General features: G+C 57.8%; 17 protein-coding genes and 1 pseudogene. 12 read left to right on the top strand and 6 right to left on the bottom strand.

The window, feature by feature from the left end:
- The first annotated feature begins 43 nt into the window (after positions 1-43).
- From ABIT76_01345 to ABIT76_01315, 7 genes and pseudogenes are all read left to right on the top strand, one after another.
- On the top strand, positions 44-511 hold the full coding sequence (locus ABIT76_01345; protein MEO7931780.1) for a PTS sugar transporter subunit IIA: 468 nt from the start codon (positions 44-46) through the stop codon (positions 509-511).
- A 10-nt stretch (positions 512-521) separates the two neighbouring features.
- Positions 522-2,276 carry an arginine--tRNA ligase gene (gene argS, locus ABIT76_01340; protein ID MEO7931779.1) on the top strand — a complete coding sequence of 585 codons (1,755 nt, stop codon included), beginning with the start codon at positions 522-524 and terminating at the stop codon, positions 2,274-2,276.
- A gap of 93 nt (positions 2,277-2,369) precedes the next feature.
- Positions 2,370-2,495, top strand: a pseudogene (gene rpmH / locus ABIT76_01335) (50S ribosomal protein L34).
- A gap of 99 nt (positions 2,496-2,594) precedes the next feature.
- Entirely contained in the window at positions 2,595-2,951 is a 357-nt protein-coding gene (gene rnpA / locus ABIT76_01330; GenBank protein MEO7931778.1) for a ribonuclease P protein component, read from the top strand.
- Positions 2,948-3,253 carry a membrane protein insertion efficiency factor YidD gene (gene yidD / locus ABIT76_01325; protein ID MEO7931777.1) on the top strand — a complete coding sequence of 102 codons (306 nt, stop codon included), beginning with the start codon at positions 2,948-2,950 and terminating at the stop codon, positions 3,251-3,253. Before rnpA ends, yidD begins: the two co-directional genes overlap by 4 nt.
- Positions 3,253-5,010, top strand: a complete 1,758-nt coding sequence (yidC, locus tag ABIT76_01320; GenBank protein MEO7931776.1) for a membrane protein insertase YidC — start codon at positions 3,253-3,255, stop codon at positions 5,008-5,010. The genes yidD and yidC overlap by 1 nt, the downstream gene beginning before the upstream one ends.
- A 12-nt stretch (positions 5,011-5,022) precedes the next feature.
- A complete protein-coding gene (locus tag ABIT76_01315) occupies positions 5,023-5,460 on the top strand; it encodes a R3H domain-containing nucleic acid-binding protein (protein MEO7931775.1) in 438 nt (145 codons plus the stop codon).
- A gap of 27 nt (positions 5,461-5,487) precedes the next feature.
- Here the strand turns inward: ABIT76_01315 and ABIT76_01310 are convergent, their stop codons facing one another.
- Positions 5,488-5,940, bottom strand: coding sequence for a hypothetical protein (locus tag ABIT76_01310; protein MEO7931774.1), 453 nt, complete (start codon positions 5,938-5,940; stop codon positions 5,488-5,490).
- A gap of 98 nt (positions 5,941-6,038) precedes the next feature.
- Positions 6,039-6,374: a hypothetical protein gene (locus ABIT76_01305; GenBank protein ID MEO7931773.1), complete on the bottom strand. Its 336-nt coding sequence runs from the start codon at positions 6,372-6,374 to the stop codon at positions 6,039-6,041.
- Between the two features lie 139 nt (positions 6,375-6,513).
- Between ABIT76_01305 and ABIT76_01300 the strand changes: the two genes are divergently transcribed.
- Positions 6,514-6,978 carry a hypothetical protein gene (locus tag ABIT76_01300; GenBank protein MEO7931772.1) on the top strand — a complete coding sequence of 155 codons (465 nt, stop codon included), beginning with the start codon at positions 6,514-6,516 and terminating at the stop codon, positions 6,976-6,978.
- Positions 6,979-8,133, top strand: a complete 1,155-nt coding sequence (locus ABIT76_01295) for a serine hydrolase domain-containing protein (protein ID MEO7931771.1) — start codon at positions 6,979-6,981, stop codon at positions 8,131-8,133. It abuts the gene before it with no gap.
- Here ABIT76_01295 and ABIT76_01290 read toward each other — a convergent pair.
- From ABIT76_01290 to accB, 4 genes are all read right to left on the bottom strand, one after another.
- Positions 8,130-9,044 carry a PfkB family carbohydrate kinase gene (locus tag ABIT76_01290; GenBank protein ID MEO7931770.1) on the bottom strand — a complete coding sequence of 305 codons (915 nt, stop codon included), beginning with the start codon at positions 9,042-9,044 and terminating at the stop codon, positions 8,130-8,132. The genes ABIT76_01295 and ABIT76_01290 overlap by 4 nt on opposite strands.
- A 159-nt stretch (positions 9,045-9,203) precedes the next feature.
- Complete coding sequence (gene thiE / locus ABIT76_01285; GenBank protein MEO7931769.1) at positions 9,204-9,827, bottom strand: thiamine phosphate synthase; 624 nt, start codon at positions 9,825-9,827, stop codon at positions 9,204-9,206.
- 19 nt (positions 9,828-9,846) lie between these two features.
- Positions 9,847-11,202 carry an acetyl-CoA carboxylase biotin carboxylase subunit gene (gene accC / locus ABIT76_01280; protein MEO7931768.1) on the bottom strand — a complete coding sequence of 452 codons (1,356 nt, stop codon included), beginning with the start codon at positions 11,200-11,202 and terminating at the stop codon, positions 9,847-9,849.
- Positions 11,203-11,209: 7 nt separating this feature from the next.
- Entirely contained in the window at positions 11,210-11,653 is a 444-nt protein-coding gene (gene accB / locus ABIT76_01275; GenBank protein MEO7931767.1) for an acetyl-CoA carboxylase biotin carboxyl carrier protein, read from the bottom strand.
- Positions 11,654-11,800: 147 nt separating this feature from the next.
- Between accB and ABIT76_01270 the strand changes: the two genes are divergently transcribed.
- The 3 genes from ABIT76_01270 to ABIT76_01260 all read left to right on the top strand — a co-directional run bounded on the left by ABIT76_01270 (position 11,801) and on the right by ABIT76_01260 (position 15,667).
- A complete protein-coding gene (locus ABIT76_01270) occupies positions 11,801-13,588 on the top strand; it encodes a glycoside hydrolase family 15 protein (protein ID MEO7931766.1) in 1,788 nt (595 codons plus the stop codon).
- Between the two features lie 115 nt (positions 13,589-13,703).
- A complete protein-coding gene (locus ABIT76_01265; protein MEO7931765.1) occupies positions 13,704-14,534 on the top strand; it encodes an aldolase in 831 nt (276 codons plus the stop codon).
- A 5-nt stretch (positions 14,535-14,539) separates the two neighbouring features.
- The gene (locus tag ABIT76_01260; protein MEO7931764.1) at positions 14,540-15,667 is read left to right on the top strand and encodes a Gfo/Idh/MocA family oxidoreductase; all 1,128 of its coding nucleotides are present in this window, start codon (positions 14,540-14,542) and stop codon (positions 15,665-15,667) included.
- Positions 15,668-15,700 lie beyond the last annotated feature (33 nt).

The raw sequence follows: 15,700 nt of genomic DNA, 5'->3' as shown, positions 1-15,700 counted from the left end.
TCATCACCCTTTTGACCGTTATCGTAATTCAGCGCCAAGACCTATGACGTTAGGAACCCTTCTAACCACCGAACAAATCATCCCGGAAATGGTCGCCACCGAGCGCTGGCAGGCCATCGTGGAACTCATCGATCTGCTCGTCGCACAGAACAAAGTGAAGGCCAGCGACCGCGACGCCGTGCTCGCCGCCCTCAAGCAACGCGAGGAAACCATGAGCACCGGGATCGGCTTCGGCATCGCCATTCCGCACGCCTCGTCCGAATACGTCTCCGAAGTGGTGGCCGCCTTTGGGCGTTCCAGCACGGGAATCGAGTTTGATTCGCTTGATAATGCGCCGGTGAAATTCATCGTCCTTTTTGTGGTGCCGAAGGATCAGTTTCAGACGCATCTGCGCACGCTGGCGGCGATCGCGAAATTTCTCAATGATCGTACCGTCCGCGCCAGTCTCGGCACCGCCACCTCGGCGGCGGAAATTCTCGCCATCTTCGAGAACCGTCCCGCCAAGGCCTGATCTTTCCTGAATGGCCACGCTCCAAGCCTTGCTGGCTGAACGACTTTCCGCGGCAGTTCTCCCGATTTTTCCCGAGGCCAGAATCCAGATTTCGTCCACGGCGGACGCCAAGTTTGGCGACTACCAGACGAATGTTGCGATGACTCTGGCCAAAGCCGCCCGGCGCAATCCACGCGAAGTCGCCGGGGAAATCATCAGCCATTTCGATGCAACTGGACTCTGTTCGCCATTGGAAATCGCGGGCGCTGGATTTATCAATTTCCGCATTCTGCCGAAGCGGCTGGTGGAAGAATTCGCCGCGCTGACGAACGATGAAAAACTGGGCGTTCCGACTCCGGCAGTCGCGCGCCAATACGTCATCGATTTCAGCTCCCCGAACGTGGCCAAACCGATGCATGTCGGTCACATTCGCAGCACGATTCTGGGCGATGCGCTGGCCCGGATCGCTGATTTTCTCGGTCATAAAGTGGTGCGCGACAACCACATCGGCGACTGGGGCACGCAATTCGGGATGCTTCTGCACGGCTGGAAAACCCTGCTCGACCGCAGCGCCTTGGAGCGAGATCCGCTGGCCGAAATGGAGCGGATTTACAAGCGAGTTTCAGCCGAATGCAAAGAGAATCCAGTTACATTGGATTCGATCCGCCAAGAACTCGTAAAACTCCAATCCGGCGACGCGGAAAACCTCGCGCTCTGGCAGGAAATGATCCGCCTGTCGCAGGTCCAGTTTGATACGATTTACGGCCGGCTCGGAGTGCGCTTCGATGTGACGCTCGGCGAAAGTTTTTACAATCCGTGGCTGCGCGACATCGTCGCCGACCTTCAGTCAAAAGGCGTGGCGCGCGAAAGCGAAGGCGCGATTTGTGTTTTTTCCGACGGAACTTTGCCGGAAAAGGAAGACCCGTTTTTGATCAAAGACGAGAATGGCTGGCGCGACAACCCGGCAATGGTCCAAAAAAGCGACGGCGCATCCAATTACACTACGACCGACCTCGCGACCCTCCAATATCGGCTGAAAACGTGGTCGCCGGACGAGATCATCGTCGTGACCGATGGGCGGCAGCAGCAGCATTTCCGGCAGCTCGCCGCCATTTACCAACGCTGGCAACCGGACGCTCCGGCAAAGTTGAGTCACGTCTGGTTCGGCTCGATTCTGGGGGACGACGGCAAGCCATTCAAAACCCGCAGCGGCGAAACGGTCCGTCTCACCGAACTGCTCGACGAAGCCGAAGAACGCGCCCTGACTCAAGTCACGGAGAAAAATCCCACGTTGCCGGAGTCTGAGCGCCGCGAGATCGCGCGAATCGTCGGTTTGGGCGCGGTGAAATACGCTGATTTGTTGCCGAATCGCCAGAGCGACTACGTTTTTTCCTGGGACAAAATGCTCAGTTTTCAGGGAAACACCGCGCCTTATTTGCAATACAGCTACGTGCGGATTCGGAGTATTTTCCGCAAACTCGACGTTCCGTGGACGGCCTCCGACGAGCCGGTGTCCTTCACCGATTCGGCTGAAAGTCAGCTCGCGAAAAAGTTGCTCCAGTTCGGCGAGGTGCTGCCCACGATTTTGGACGATCACCGGCCCAATCTGCTAGCGAATTACCTCTACGAGCTCGCCTCCACTTTCCATGGCTTTTTTGAGGCGTGCCCGGTGCTGAAATCAGAGGCCGCCGTGCGCGAAACCCGCCTTCGCCTCTGCGACATCACGGCACGCGTGCTGCAAAAAGGGCTTTTCCTCCTCGGCATCGACGTTCCGAATAAGATGTAACTCGACGCAGCCGGGCTGAAACTCCCTTGACACCCGCCATTCTTCCTCTACTTTCGCAATCCGTTTTACCACCTTTTTACCCGCGCCTAGATAATGAAACCAGCCTATCAACCTTCCAAACGCACTCGTAAACATCAGTTCGGTTTCCGCGCTCGCATGAAGACCAAAAACGGTCGCGCCATTCTCAATCGCCGTCGCCGCCAGGGCCGCAAACGTCTCCTGCCGAAGGGCGTCGAAGTGCATTACGCACGTCACACCGGCCAGTAATTTTTCAGTCGAGTTGCATTTGTATCCCGGAGACTTCTCTGGGGAAAAGGCGTGGACAACACATTTCCCAAGTCCCGCCGCCTGACTCTCTCGGGAGAGTTTCGCCAAGTCCGGGAACGCGGCGTGGCCCAGCATTCCAAGCTCATGGTGCTGTCGGTCCTGCAACCCGCGCCCGATGTGTCGCTCCGCATCGGATTTATCACCTCGAAACGCGCTGGCTCGGCGGTCGAGCGCAATCAGCTTCGCCGCCGCCTGCGCGAAATCTTTCGTTTGCATCAGCATCAGCTCGCGCCGAACACCTGGGTCGTGACCATCGCGCGGCATCCGGCCAAGCTCGCCTCCTACCAGCGGCTGGAAAGTGACTGGTTGCAGCTCGCCCGACGCGCCTCTATCCTCTGCGACTCATGACCGCCCGCAGCCCACTCCGCCTGGCTCTCGCTCTTTACAAGCGGACGCTTTCGCCCTTGCTTGCGGCGCTGATCGGCGGCGGCTGCCGTTTCACACCGACTTGCAGCGAATACGCCGTCGAGGCCGTGGAAACGCATGGTTTTCTCCGTGGAAGCTGGCTCGGCGTGTGCCGCATTTGCCGTTGCCAACCGTGGGGCGGATCGGGTTATGATCCCGTCCCTCCAAAAAATCCCCCAGGCAAAAAACACTCGAATCAAGCTGGCTGCCAGCACTGTCAATCAACTCAATCCTCTTCAACTTAATGGACCGTAAAGCCTGGATCATCATCATTCTCTGCCTCGGAGGCCTTTTCTGGTCGCAATACGAGGTGCAAAAACAGGCCAAGGCCTACCAGTCCGCCCAAGCCCAACTAGCTGCGGAAAAAGCCAAAACGGCCGCCGCGCAGCCAACGCCGCTTGTTTCCAATTCGACGCCAGCCATCGCGGGAGCGGTGACCGCCGTTTCTGAGTCGCCTACGACTCTCGTTCTGCCCGCGACGACGCATCAACTCCACACGCCGCTGGCCGAATACACCTTCACCAGCGCAGGCGGCTTGCAAAGCGTCGAACTCCTCGGTCACAAAGGCGAAACTGGCGGCCACGTCGTCATCAACGGCACGTCTGATGTGCCGATCTGCGTGATTGCCGACGAACCCGGCAAATGGTCGAAAACTAGCGAGACCGTCAAGGAAGTGAGCGAGAAAGCGATCACACTCGAATCCATTTTGCCCTCGGGCGTGCAGATTCGGAAGACGTTCACCCTCGGGAAATCGGACGTGGTGAAGGACGACTACCAACTCAAATACGACGTTACATTTTCTAACCCCGGCGTGGCCAAGCTCGACGTGAAGCCGTGGTATGTGAGCACCGGAGCGGCGGCACCGATTCATGAGCGCGACCAGCCGCGTTACATCAGCTTTGATTATCAGGCCGGTGCCAAGACGATCTACAAAAACATCACCAACTTTGAGGCGGGTCGCATTCCACTCATCGGCATCCAGACTTCACCCGAAAAACCCGAAATTCGTGAGGCAGCCGCCACCGGCATTCTCTGGGCGGGAACGAAGAACCAATACTTCAGCACCATGCTACAGCCGCTCGGCGATTTGCGCGGCGACAGCATCTGGACCAGCCGCTATGCGCTGCCGCAAAAAACGCCAGATGCGCCGAAACATTACGCCATCACCGGCGCGCTCGGCTTTCCGGCGTTCTCCCTCGCACCCGGCGAGAGCAAGACACAGTCCTTCACATTTTACGCCGGTCCGAAGGAATACAGTCGCCTGAAAACGCTCGGCAACGAGCAGGAGGGCGTCATGGAATTTGGCTTCTTTGGTTTCTTCAGCAGCACCCTGCTCCAGGCGATGAACTGGATTCACGGCTTCGTCAAAAATTACGGCATCGCCATCATTGTCCTCACGCTCATCATCAAAACCGCTCTCTGGACCATCCAGAACAAGTCGATGAAATCGATGAAGAAAATGTCCCTGCTCGCTCCGAAAATGAACGAGCTGAAAGTGAAATATAAGGACGACCCGACCCGGATGAACACCGAGGTGATGAAGCTCTACAAGGATTATGGCGTCAATCCATTCGCCGGCTGCCTCCCGATGCTGGTGCAAATGCCGGTTTTCTTTGGCTTCTATTCCATGCTCGCCGTCGCCGTGGAACTGCGAAACAGCAGTTTCCTCTGGGTGAACGACCTTTCCCAGCCCGACACCGTCGCCCATTTGGGTTCCATTCCGATCAACGTCTTCCCGCTCGTCATGGCAGTCACAATGCTCTGGCAAATGCAACTCACGCCGAAAACAGGAGATTCCTCACAGCAGAAAATCTTCATGTTCATGCCGATTTTCTTTCTGTTTATCTGCTACAACTACGCTTCCGCGCTTGCACTTTACTGGACAGTTCAGAATATATTCTCCATCGTGCAGTTGTATCTCACTCGCAACGCACCGCTGCCCGAGCTCGTGAAAGTCAACTCGGTGCCAGCCAACGCCAAACTCGCCAAAGCCAAACGTTAACTTTTCTCGCTTATGAATCCGAAAGACACCCTCGACACCATGCTGGGTTATCTAGGATTCGCCTTCGAGATCACCGAAACGCCCGACGAGCACGGCACGAATCTGCAAGTTTACACCCACGAGAGTCGGCTCCTGATCGGGCGCAACGGGGAGACGCTGGAAAACCTGCAAATCCTCGTCAACAAAGTCTGCCAGGCCAAAGACAAGAACGCGCCCAAAGTCCACCTCGACATCGAGCATTACCGCTCCATGCGCGACGACAAACTGGTCGCACGGGCGCAGTTGATGGCGGAAACCGTTCGACGCACCGGTCGCACGGTAACTCTTGATCCCATGAACGCCTACGACCGGCGCCTCATCCACAACGCGTTCAAGGACGATCCATTCGTCAAAAGTGAGAGCCCGCAGGGCAACATTCCGGTGAAGCGGATCACGCTCCGCCGTCGCTGATTTCGATGGAACTCCGCTCTTCCCGGTTCAGCGCATGCTGATGTAAGTCGGCGAAATAATCACATCCGTGTTTGTAATCGTCACTGGAGCCGGTACCTCGCGGCTCGGAATATCAGAGATCCGGAAATGGGGCACGTTGGATTTCGCATACACCTTCACCAGATCCACCGTGTCTCCTGCAGCGCCCGACTGTGCGATAGCTTTCGTGTAGGTCAGCTCGTGCTTCAGATTAATCGCCTGATTGCGCCATTGGCGAGCCACGTCATTGGCCTCATTGATGCGCTGAATGGCCGCCTCGTAACGGGAGCGGAGTTCGACCGAAGCCGAGAAATTTGTCACACTTTGATCCTGCGCCTTGGCGAGGCTGCGTTTCAATTGCGCGATCTCGTCTCGCAATTCTTGGACGGATTTTTCGCCATCCGCCGCGTGGCTGCTGACAGCGAGAGACAAAACGAAGGCGCCAATGAGAAATATCTTCATGCCTCCTCATAAAGCATCGGCTATGCCAAGCCTCGCCGTCCGTACACGAAAATACCGCCGCGTATTGGGTGCGGCGGTATTTTTCTAACTTGAGTTGTTTAGGCGGCGGCTGGCTCGGCAGCGGGTGCCGTTGGAGCAGTGCCGGGAATGTGCGGCACGATCGGCACGACCTTGGCCAATTCTTCAGGAACACCCTTGTATTTCTTGAGGGTTTTCTTCACCGCGCCACGGTTTACGAGATTCTGCAATTTTTCGTAAGCGCGGAGACGGAGCATTTCCTCTCCACCGCTGGCGGCATTGCGAGCCTTCAAATTTTCATGAACGACCTCAAAGAGTTCTTTAAATTCATAGATATTTTTGGAAGTAAGAACATTGACCAATTCTTCTGTTACCAAGTCAGGGAGACGACGTGAAAAAGCGCTTTTCTTTTGCATAATTTTGGACTGGCAGGATAACACAGTTCCAGCTAAACACACCGTGTTTTTTTTTAGACAAGGCCGCGGGATCGTTGCTGGGCCTCGAAAAACAACCTTCCGGTTGACTTCTCAACCCCAAAAAGGCGATTAAGTGGCCATGATGGATCGCACTCTCCAAGCCGCCGAGGGTTACGGCGAACTCGGCATGTTTGATGAGGCACTCGCGGAGCTGGCGTCACTGCCCGCGCAACAGCAGGACGACTTGCGCGTGAAGCAGGCGCGGCTCTTTCTCCTCCTGCAATTCAAACAATTCCGAAGCGCCCTCGAAGTCAGCCGGCAGCTTTGCGAGTCGCATCCTGGTCTGCCTATCGGCTTCATTCACGTCGCTTTTTGCCTGCACGAACTCGGACAGACCCTGGAGGCTCGCGAAGCCCTCATCGCCGGCCCGGCCTCGCTGCTCGAAGAGGCGACGTATTATTACAATCTCGCCTGCTACAACGCCGTCCTCGGCGAAATGCAGCAGGCCCGCGCTTATCTCAAAACCAGCTTCAAGATGAACAAAAAGTTCCGGGAAATCGCCGAGCACGATCCCGATCTGAGTGCCATCTGGCAGGAAGTCTGAATGGACATCGCGCCCGAACTCGAATTGCTTTTCGAGGAAAATTTTACCGAACTCGGCGAACTCGGTGCATCCGTTTCCATCTGGCGCGAGGGCCGCGAAATCCTCTCGCTCGCCGCTGGTTTCCAGGATCGCCAGAAAACCCAGCCATGGACCGCCGACACCCCCGTTCTCATCTGGTCGGCGACCAAAGCTCTCGCCGCTGGGACGTTACTCGCGGTTTTGGAGGAGGAAGACATCGAGTTGGAGCGCCATGTCGCCGACTTCTGGCCACAGTTCGCCGCCGCTGGGAAAAGGGAAATCACTCTTGCCCAACTCCTTTCGCATCAGGCCGGATTGCCCGGGCTGCTCGATTCGGCGATCTCCGTTTTTGACCACGAAGCCGTTTGCAATGCACTGGCCAATCAGACCCCCCTCTGGAAACCGGGCGAGTTCCATGGGTATCACACGCGCACCTTCGGGTTTTTGCTGGATGAACTCGTTCGCCGCCTCACAAGCCAGCCTTTGGGCGCGATGTGGCGAACCATCTTCGGCGATCCCATGGAACTCGACCTCTGGATCGGACTTCCCGCGGAACGCCTCGATTCCATCGCCCCGGTTTTTCCAGCCCGCAACTCCGGCGGCCTGCCCGACAACGCCTTCTGGCGCGCCATGGCCGCCCCCGATTCGCTCACCCGGCTCGCCTTTTCCACGCCGGCCGGACTCGCCAGCATCGCTTCCATGAACACCCCGGCGGCGCGCCTCGCCTCGCTCCCGGCCATTGGCGGCATCGGCACCGCGCATGCCTTGGGGAAATGGTACGCCATGCTCGCCAATGGCGGCGAAATGGACGGTCAGCGCTATTTTTCTCCAGAAACCATCGCTCAAATGAGCCGCATCCTTTCCCAAGGCGACGACCGCGTGACCCTCGAGCACACCGCCTTTTCCTGCGGCTTCATGCTCGACCCGATCGACGCCAATGGAATGAAACTCCGCTCACTTTACGGACCATCGCCGCGCGCGTTCGGTCACCCCGGAGCGGGCGGGAGCCACGCCTTTGCCGACCCGGAAAACGGCCTCGCCTTTGCCTACGTCATGAATCAAATGGAACTCGGCATCTTTCCCAACGCCAAATCCCTCCGCCTCGTCGATGCCCTCTACGCCCTCTACTCGCGCTAGATCTGCTCAAACTGCGTCATTGCTCGGAACATCCGGTAACGCTCCTCGATCTTCCCAAAGTCCAGCGTCCGCAGACGCTCCAGACTGAACGCCTCCACGTTGAAACTTGCCATCACACTGCCGTAAACCACCGCCCGTTTCATCTCCTGAAACGTGATCTTCTCCACCGACAGACTATTCAGATACCCCGCAAACCCACCTGCAAAACAGTCGCCCGCGCCCGTCGGATCGTGGATGTCCTCCAACGGATATGCCCCGCAACTGAAGAATTCCTCCTCTCCGAAAAGCAGACAGCCGTGCTCGCCCTTCTTGATCGCCACATACTTCGGCCCCAGCGCCTGAATCTTCTTCCCGGCTCGAATCAGACTCGTCTCCTGCGTCAGCAGCCGCGCCTCGCTGTCATTTAAAATCAGGAGATCCACCCGCTGCAACAGCGTCAGCAGATCGCCGTGCGCGATGTTGATCCAGAGATCCATCGTGTCGGCAATAATGAACCGGGGACGCTCGATCTGATCCAGCACATGCGATTGCAACGACGGCGCGATGTTTGCCAGCAGCACGATCTCCGGCTTCTGATACGCAACGGGAATCGTCGGCGCATACGTCTCAAATACATTCAGCGCGATCGAGCGCGTGTGGCGCACATTCAAGTCCCACTCGTATTCGCCCGTCCAGCGCATCGTCTCGCCCTCCGCCTTCTCCAACCCCGCCAGATCGATCTTCCGCGAGCGGAAAAAATTCAGATGCGCCGGAGGGAAATCCGCCCCCACGATTCCCACCAGATTCACCGGGGAAAAGAAACTTGCCGACACCGCCGCATACGACGCCGACCCGCCGAGCAGATCGTCGTGCTTTTCCACGGGAGTAATCACCGAATCGAGCGCAATGGAACCAACAATCAAAATGGACATGCCGCCCAGCGTGTCGGAGCCGCCCGGAATCGGTCAAGCTGGATGTTTTTTCAGCGGAGTTCCATAGCACTCTGGCCTCCCGAATTTCAAACACCTGGCGGAGCATTTCGAACACCCGTCGGAGTGGTTCAAACACCTGCCGAAGTGCTCTTGGTAAGATCAGAGTTCTGGCAGAAGCTGTCTGACGGCGCGGCAATAGGTAACGACGTCCGGGGCTTGGAGGAGGCCAGAGACGATGACGACGCGACGCGCGCCAGCGGAGAGAACGGTGGGGAGATTGTCCAGTTTGATGCCGCCGATGCAGAAGATCGGAGTTTCAGTCGATTCGTGGATGGTGCGGATGTCGTCGAGTCCGACGGGGGTGTAATCGGGCTTGGTGGGGGTGGCGAAGAGGGGGCCAAATCCGATGTAATCCGCTTCTGCGGCTCCAGCGATGGCTTGGGCGACGGAGTGGGTGGATTTCCCAATGATCGCGCCGGGGCCGGCGAGCTGGCGGGCTTCGGCGACGCTGAGGTCGTCTTGTCCGACATGCGCGCCGCTCGCGCCAGTGCTTTCGACGAGTTCCGGGTGGTCGTTGAGGATGAAGGGGATGTCGGCAGCTTGAAAAAGCGGGACGAGTTCCATCGCAATCTGGGCGAACTCTTCGGACGAGAGTTTCTTGGCCCGGAGTTGAACGACATCGACGCCGCCGGCGATCATTTTTCGGGCGAAGTCAGCGGTCTGGGAGACCGCGATGTAACCCAAATCTAAAATTCCGTAGAGCGTGGCGCGGGCCAGAGTCATATGGAACTCGATTGGAAAACTAGCGGACGAGCTTGTTGCCGAGCATCTTCTCGATGAAGCCGGTGTCGTAGGTGCCCCGGAGGAAATCCGGGTTTTTCATGATCTCGAGCTGGAACGGGATGGTGGTCTTGATGCCGCTGACGATGTATTCGCTGAGCGCCCGCTGCATCCGTAGGACGGCGTTGTGCCGGTTGGCGCCAATCGTGATGAGCTTGCCGATCATCGAGTCGTAATTTGGCGGGATCGAGTAGCCGGCATAGACGTGGGAGTCGATGCGGACGCCGCGTCCGCCCGGGGCGTAGTAGAGTTCGATCTTGCCCGGCGAAGGCTGGAAATTGTGCGCCGGGTCCTCGGCGTTGATGCGGCATTCGATGGCGTGCGCACGTGGGGTGGCGTTGACGACGTGCTCGGAAAGGTGTTCGCCCGCCGCGATGAGGATCTGCTCCTTCACGAGGTCGCAGCCATAGACTTCCTCGGTGACCGGGTGCTCGACTTGGATGCGGGTGTTCATTTCCATGAAGTAGAAGCCGCCGTTGTCATCGACGAGAAACTCCATGGTGCCGGCGTTTTCGTAGCCAACGGTTTTGGCCAGCGCGACGGCGGAATCGCCCATTTTCTTGCGCAATTCGGGAGTCATCAGCGGCGAGGGACATTCCTCGACGACTTTCTGGTTGCGGCGCTGGATGGAGCAATCGCGCTCGCCCAAATGGATGACCTGCCCATGCGAGTCAGCCATGATTTGGAACTCGATGTGGTGCGGGTTGACGATCAATTTCTCGATATAAACCGCCGGATTTCCGAAGGCTTTGTCGGCCTCCATGCGAGCGGCATGGAAACCTTGGATGAGGCTGACTTCGTTGTGAGCCATGCGCATCCCGCGCCCGCCGCCGCCGGCGACCGCCTTGATCATGACGGGGAAACCAATGCGCTTGACCACGGCGCGAGCCTCGTCCTCGGTCTCGACGATCCCGTCGCTGCCGGGAGAAATGGGGACGCCGGCGGCGATGGCGTTGGCACGGGCCGTGGCCTTGTCGCCCATCGCGCGGATGGTGGCGGGTTTGGGCCCGATGAATTTGATGTTGCAGCTCTCGCAGATCTCCGCGAAATGGGCGTTCTCCGCCAGAAAACCGTAACCCGGATGGATCGCATCGACGTCGGCGATTTCCGCCGCGCTGATGATGCGGTCGATCTTCAAATAACTATCCGCGCTCGGTGCCGAGCCGATGCAAATCGCCTCGTCGGCCAGCTGAACGTGGAGCGAATCGACGTCCGCTTCAGAGTAAACGGCGACGGTTTTGACGCCGAGTTCGCGGCAGGCCCGCAGGACTCGCAGGGCGATTTCGCCACGATTGGCGATCAGGATTTTGCGAAACATCGGAACTTTATTTAATGCGGAATAGCGCCTGACCAAATTGCACGGGCTTGCCGACTTCGGCGGCGACTTCGAGCACGGTGCCTCGGCATTCGGCTTTGATTTCATTCATCACTTTCATGGCCTCGATGATGCAAACAACGGTGTCCTCGGTGACCTCGTCGCCGACTTCGACGAACGGCGGCGCGTCGGGTGCGGGCGAGCGATAAAACGTGCCGACCATCGGCGAGACGATCTCTTTTCCGACGGGCTTGGCCTCGGCTGCGGGAGCGGCGGACGGTGCGCTTACCGGGGCTGCTGGCGCGGCGGGAGCGGGGGCGGAATACGTGACATTCGGCTGAAAGTCCGATCCTTTTTTCAGGGTGATCTTGAAGCCTTCGTTCTCCATTTTGAAGACCGAGAGGTCGTTTTTCTTCATGAGATCGATGAGGGATTTGATGTCTTTGAGTTCCAAAATATGTTCTCCAGTTAAAGGTCGAATCGCCAGCGTAACTGGCCGTTTGCGGCGAGGTCAAGACTTCGATGCACTCGGAACTGGCCAGTTTTTTCCAATAAGGCCAAGCCCTAAGGGATTTCGATTTGCTAGTATGGCGGCGCGCAAATGAGGATCGAGGATTACGGCTTTATCGGCGACACTCAGACCGGCGCGCTGGTGGGAAAAAATGGCTCCATCGACTGGCTTTGCGTCCCGCGATTCGATTCCGGGGCGTGTTTTGCCGCGCTGCTCGGCGACGAAAAAAACGGCTGCTGGAAACTCGCTCCCACCGCCCCGCATCGGGCCAGCCAGCGTTATCGCAAGGACACGCTCGTGCTGGAGACGGAGTTTGAGACCGAGTCGGGTTACATTCGACTCACCGATTGCATGCCGCCACGCGGGGAATATCCCGACGTCGTCCGCGTGGTCGAGGGCGTTCACGGGGAGGTCGAGATCGCGATGAAACTCGTCCTCCGTTTCGACAACGGCCTCGCCGTTCCCTGGGTTTTTCGAAACGGCGACGACCTCATTGCCATCGCTGGTCCCAATGGAATGCTCCTCCGTTGCGACGTGGCAACTCACGGCGAAAACCTCTCCACCATCGCGACTTTCACTCTCCGCGCCGGCGAGAAAAAGAGCTTCGTTCTCACCTGGTTTCCCTCGCATTTGCAGCCGCCCGAGCCCGCGCATCCGCATCGCAGCATCATCGCCACCGAGAAATACTGGCGCGACTGGACGGCGAAATGCACCTACGAGGGCGAATGGCGCGGGCAGGTCGTCCGTTCGCTCATCACGCTAAAAGCGCTCACCTACGGACCGACCGGAGGCGTCATCGCCGCCGCCACCACATCGCTCCCCGAGAAGGTCGGTGGCATTCGCAACTGGGATTACCGCTACGTCTGGCTGCGCGACGCCACGTTTATGCTCTATGCGCTGACGCTCGCGGGCTACACCGACGAGGCTTGCGCCTGGCGCGACTGGCTCCTACGCGCCATCGCTGGCAACGTCTCGCAGATGCAAATCATGTACGGCCCCGCCGGAGAACGACAGCTTCCGGAGTTTGAGTTGAATCACCTCGCCGGCTACGAAAACTCCCGTCCTGTGCGCGTCGGCAACGCCGCCTCGGAGCAATTCCAGCTCGATGTTTATGGCGAAATTATGGACGCAATGTATCAGGCCCGGCGCTCCGGTTTGCCGCCAAATGACGCCTTCGACGCACTGCAACGCCAGCTCATCGAGGCCGTCGCCGCGCGCTGGCAGGAACCTGACGAGGGCATCTGGGAAATTCGTGGCCCGCGCCGTCATTTCACGTATTCCAAAGTCATGGCTTGGGTCGCCGTGGATCGGGCGGTCAAATCGGGGGAAACCTTCGGGCTCCAGGGCGATGTGGCGGGCTGGAGACAACTCCGCGACCAGATTCACGAGGCCGTCTGCGCGCAAGGTTACGATGCAACTCGCGGCACGTTCACTCAGTTTTTCGGCTCCGATCAGCTCGACGCCAGCCTGCTCATGATCCCGCTGGTGGGCTTTCTCCCGGCGGACGATCCAAGGGTGCGCGGCACGATCGAGGCCATCGAACGCACGCTCGTCGTGGACGGCTTTGTCCTGCGTTATCACCCTGCCAACTCGGCGTCCGTCGATGGGCTACCGCCGGGCGAGGGCGCGTTTTTGCCGTGCTCCTTCTGGCTGGCGGATTGTCTGGAAATGCTCGGTCGCCACGACGAGGCACGGGCCTGGTTCACGCGGCTCCTCGAAATTTGCAGTCCACTTGGATTGTTATCAGAGGAATACGATCCCGTGGAAAAACGTCAGGTCGGCAATTTTCCCCAAGCCTTTTCCCACGTCGGGCTGATCAATACCGCGCTCAATCTCAGCGCGTCCCATGGCCCCGCCGAGCACCGCTGCACGACTTGAGTTTTCATCGCAATGGAAGTCGGCTTGGGCGAGAAGCGGCTGGCTCGATGAGTTTCATTACTTGACGCGGTGAGCGATATAAGCGAAATAAATCATTAGTGATCAACCCTTCAATATGAAAATATATCGCCTTAACCGCCTCTTTAACGCCAAGTCCCGCCGCTGCTTCGATGTCGCGATCGATCATGGTTTTTTCAATGAATACGGATTTCTTTCTGGTATCGAAAATCTGGCCGCAGCGGTGACGACGCTGGTGGACGCAGCTCCAGATGCGATCCAGCTAACTATCGGGCAGGCGCCACTTCTCCAAGAGATCGCCGGGCGGCAGAAACCTTCCCTGGTTCTTCGCACGGATGTCGCCAATGTTTACGGGAAAGACTTACCCCGCACGCTTTTTAGCCGCATGATCGAGAACCCGGTCGAGCAGGCGCTGCGGCTCGATGCCACGTGCGTGGTGGTGAATCTCTTTCGCATTCCCGGTGAACCGGAAGTCGCCGATCAGTGCATGCAAAATATTCTGAAGATCAAACCCGACTGCGATCGTTATGGCATGCCTCTGATGATTGAACCATTGGTCTTCCAGGCAAATGCGAAGGCGGGTGGTTACATGGTCGATGGGGACTTGGAAAAAATCCTTCCGCTCGTTCGCCAGGCGGTGGAACTGGGAGCCGACATCATCAAGGCCGATCCGACTGACGATGTGAGTATCTACCACAAAGTCGTGGAGATAGCCGGGCGCATCCCGGTACTGGTGCGTGGTGGCGGCAAGGCTCCGGACAAGGAAATCCTCGAACGCACCGAAGCATTGATTCAACAAGGCGTGGCCGGCATTGTTTACGGGCGCAACGTCATTCAACATACGAATCCAACTGGAATGACAAAAGCTTTAATGGCTATTGTTCACGACGGAGCCACGGCCATCGAAGCCGCAAAATTTCTTAACTAACATCCATGAACGACACTGTTAGGATTGGCATTATCGGCGGCGGATTAATGGGACGTGAAGTAGCCAGCGCATTGGCCCGCTGGTTTGTCCTGGATGGTTTTCCGGTCAAAGCGGAGCTAACTGCCGTCTGCGATTTGGTTGAGAAACAACGCGAATGGTTTCGGCAGATTCCGACGATCAAATTACTAACAGCGGATCATCATGAACTGCTGGCTAGTTCCGAAGTCGATGTGGTTTACGTGGCAGTTCCACACAACTTGCATGAGGCCCTCTATCTCGATGTGTTGAAGGCGGGTAAAGATTTATTCGCGGAAAAGCCCTTCGGCATCAACTTGAAGTCGGCCCGCACCATTGCGGAAGCAGCCAGGGCTTCCGGTCGTTTTGTTAGATGCAGCTCCGAGTTTCCTTTCCTGCCCGGAGCCCAGCGCGCCTATCAGGTCGCCCTCGGCGGACAGCTCGGGAAATTACTCGAAGTCCGCTCAGGTTTTCATCACAGCAGCGATCTCGACCCGACCAAGGCCGTCAATTGGAAACGCCAGGTTAGAACCTGTGGCGAGATTGGCGTGATGGGAGATCTGGGAATGCATGTTGTCCACGTGCCTTTCCGAATTGGATGGAAGCCAAAACGCGTCTATGCGCAGTTGCAAAAAATCTACCACGAACGTCCTGACGGCAAAGGCGGCATGGCACCGTGCGACACTTGGGATAACGCCTTGCTCCACACCGATGTCGAGGTGGACGGCAGCGAAGTGCCCGTGCGTTTCGAGATGAAGCGACTCGCCCCCGGCGAAACTAACACTTGGTTTCTCGAAATTCTCGGCACCGAGGGCGGGGTGAAATATAGCACCAAGGAACCGAAGTCACTCTGGACTTTCCAACGCGGCAAGGAGCAAATCTGGCAGCGCACCGACCTTGGCTTTCATGGGCCTTTTCCCACCATTACGGGTGGTATCTTTGAGCCCGGATTTCCCGATTGTTTTATGCAAATGTGGGCGGCTTATCTCGCGGAACGGGCGGGCAAACTCGATGGTCGTTTTGGTTGCGTGACGCCTGATGAGGCGGTCCAGAGTCATTGTCTTTTTGACGCGGCTCTGCAATCGCACGCAGAGAAGCGCGCCATCGAGTTAGTGTAGAAGCTATCCATCTAACTCGAATGAAAACTTCGG

It is taken from the genome of Chthoniobacterales bacterium (assembly GCA_039930045.1).
GTDB lineage: Bacteria > Verrucomicrobiota > Verrucomicrobiia > Chthoniobacterales > DASVRZ01 > DASVRZ01.
The sequence above is the reverse complement of the archived record's forward strand: the minus strand, read 5'-3'. Positions and strand labels throughout refer to the sequence as shown.

What these genes read in the sequence shown, in the direction of transcription:
- argS (MEO7931779.1), top strand. Translation starts at nt 522, where the DNA reads ATGGCCACGCTCCAAGCCTTGCTGGCTGAACGACTTTCCGCGGCAGTT.
- yidD (MEO7931777.1), top strand. Translation starts at nt 2,948, where the DNA reads ATGACCGCCCGCAGCCCACTCCGCCTGGCTCTCGCTCTTTACAAGCGG.
- ABIT76_01295 (MEO7931771.1), top strand. Translation starts at nt 6,979, where the DNA reads ATGGACATCGCGCCCGAACTCGAATTGCTTTTCGAGGAAAATTTTACC.
- thiE (MEO7931769.1), bottom strand. Translation starts at nt 9,827, where the DNA reads ATGACTCTGGCCCGCGCCACGCTCTACGGAATTTTAGATTTGGGTTAC.
- ABIT76_01270 (MEO7931766.1), top strand. Translation starts at nt 11,801, where the DNA reads ATGAGGATCGAGGATTACGGCTTTATCGGCGACACTCAGACCGGCGCG.
- ABIT76_01310 (MEO7931774.1), bottom strand. Translation starts at nt 5,940, where the DNA reads ATGAAGATATTTCTCATTGGCGCCTTCGTTTTGTCTCTCGCTGTCAGC.
- ABIT76_01345 (MEO7931780.1), top strand. Translation starts at nt 44, where the DNA reads ATGACGTTAGGAACCCTTCTAACCACCGAACAAATCATCCCGGAAATG.
- ABIT76_01290 (MEO7931770.1), bottom strand. Translation starts at nt 9,044, where the DNA reads ATGTCCATTTTGATTGTTGGTTCCATTGCGCTCGATTCGGTGATTACT.
- ABIT76_01305 (MEO7931773.1), bottom strand. Translation starts at nt 6,374, where the DNA reads ATGCAAAAGAAAAGCGCTTTTTCACGTCGTCTCCCTGACTTGGTAACA.
- ABIT76_01260 (MEO7931764.1), top strand. Translation starts at nt 14,540, where the DNA reads ATGAACGACACTGTTAGGATTGGCATTATCGGCGGCGGATTAATGGGA.
- accC (MEO7931768.1), bottom strand. Translation starts at nt 11,202, where the DNA reads ATGTTTCGCAAAATCCTGATCGCCAATCGTGGCGAAATCGCCCTGCGA.
- yidC (MEO7931776.1), top strand. Translation starts at nt 3,253, where the DNA reads ATGGACCGTAAAGCCTGGATCATCATCATTCTCTGCCTCGGAGGCCTT.
- ABIT76_01315 (MEO7931775.1), top strand. Translation starts at nt 5,023, where the DNA reads ATGAATCCGAAAGACACCCTCGACACCATGCTGGGTTATCTAGGATTC.
- ABIT76_01300 (MEO7931772.1), top strand. Translation starts at nt 6,514, where the DNA reads ATGATGGATCGCACTCTCCAAGCCGCCGAGGGTTACGGCGAACTCGGC.
- ABIT76_01265 (MEO7931765.1), top strand. Translation starts at nt 13,704, where the DNA reads ATGAAAATATATCGCCTTAACCGCCTCTTTAACGCCAAGTCCCGCCGC.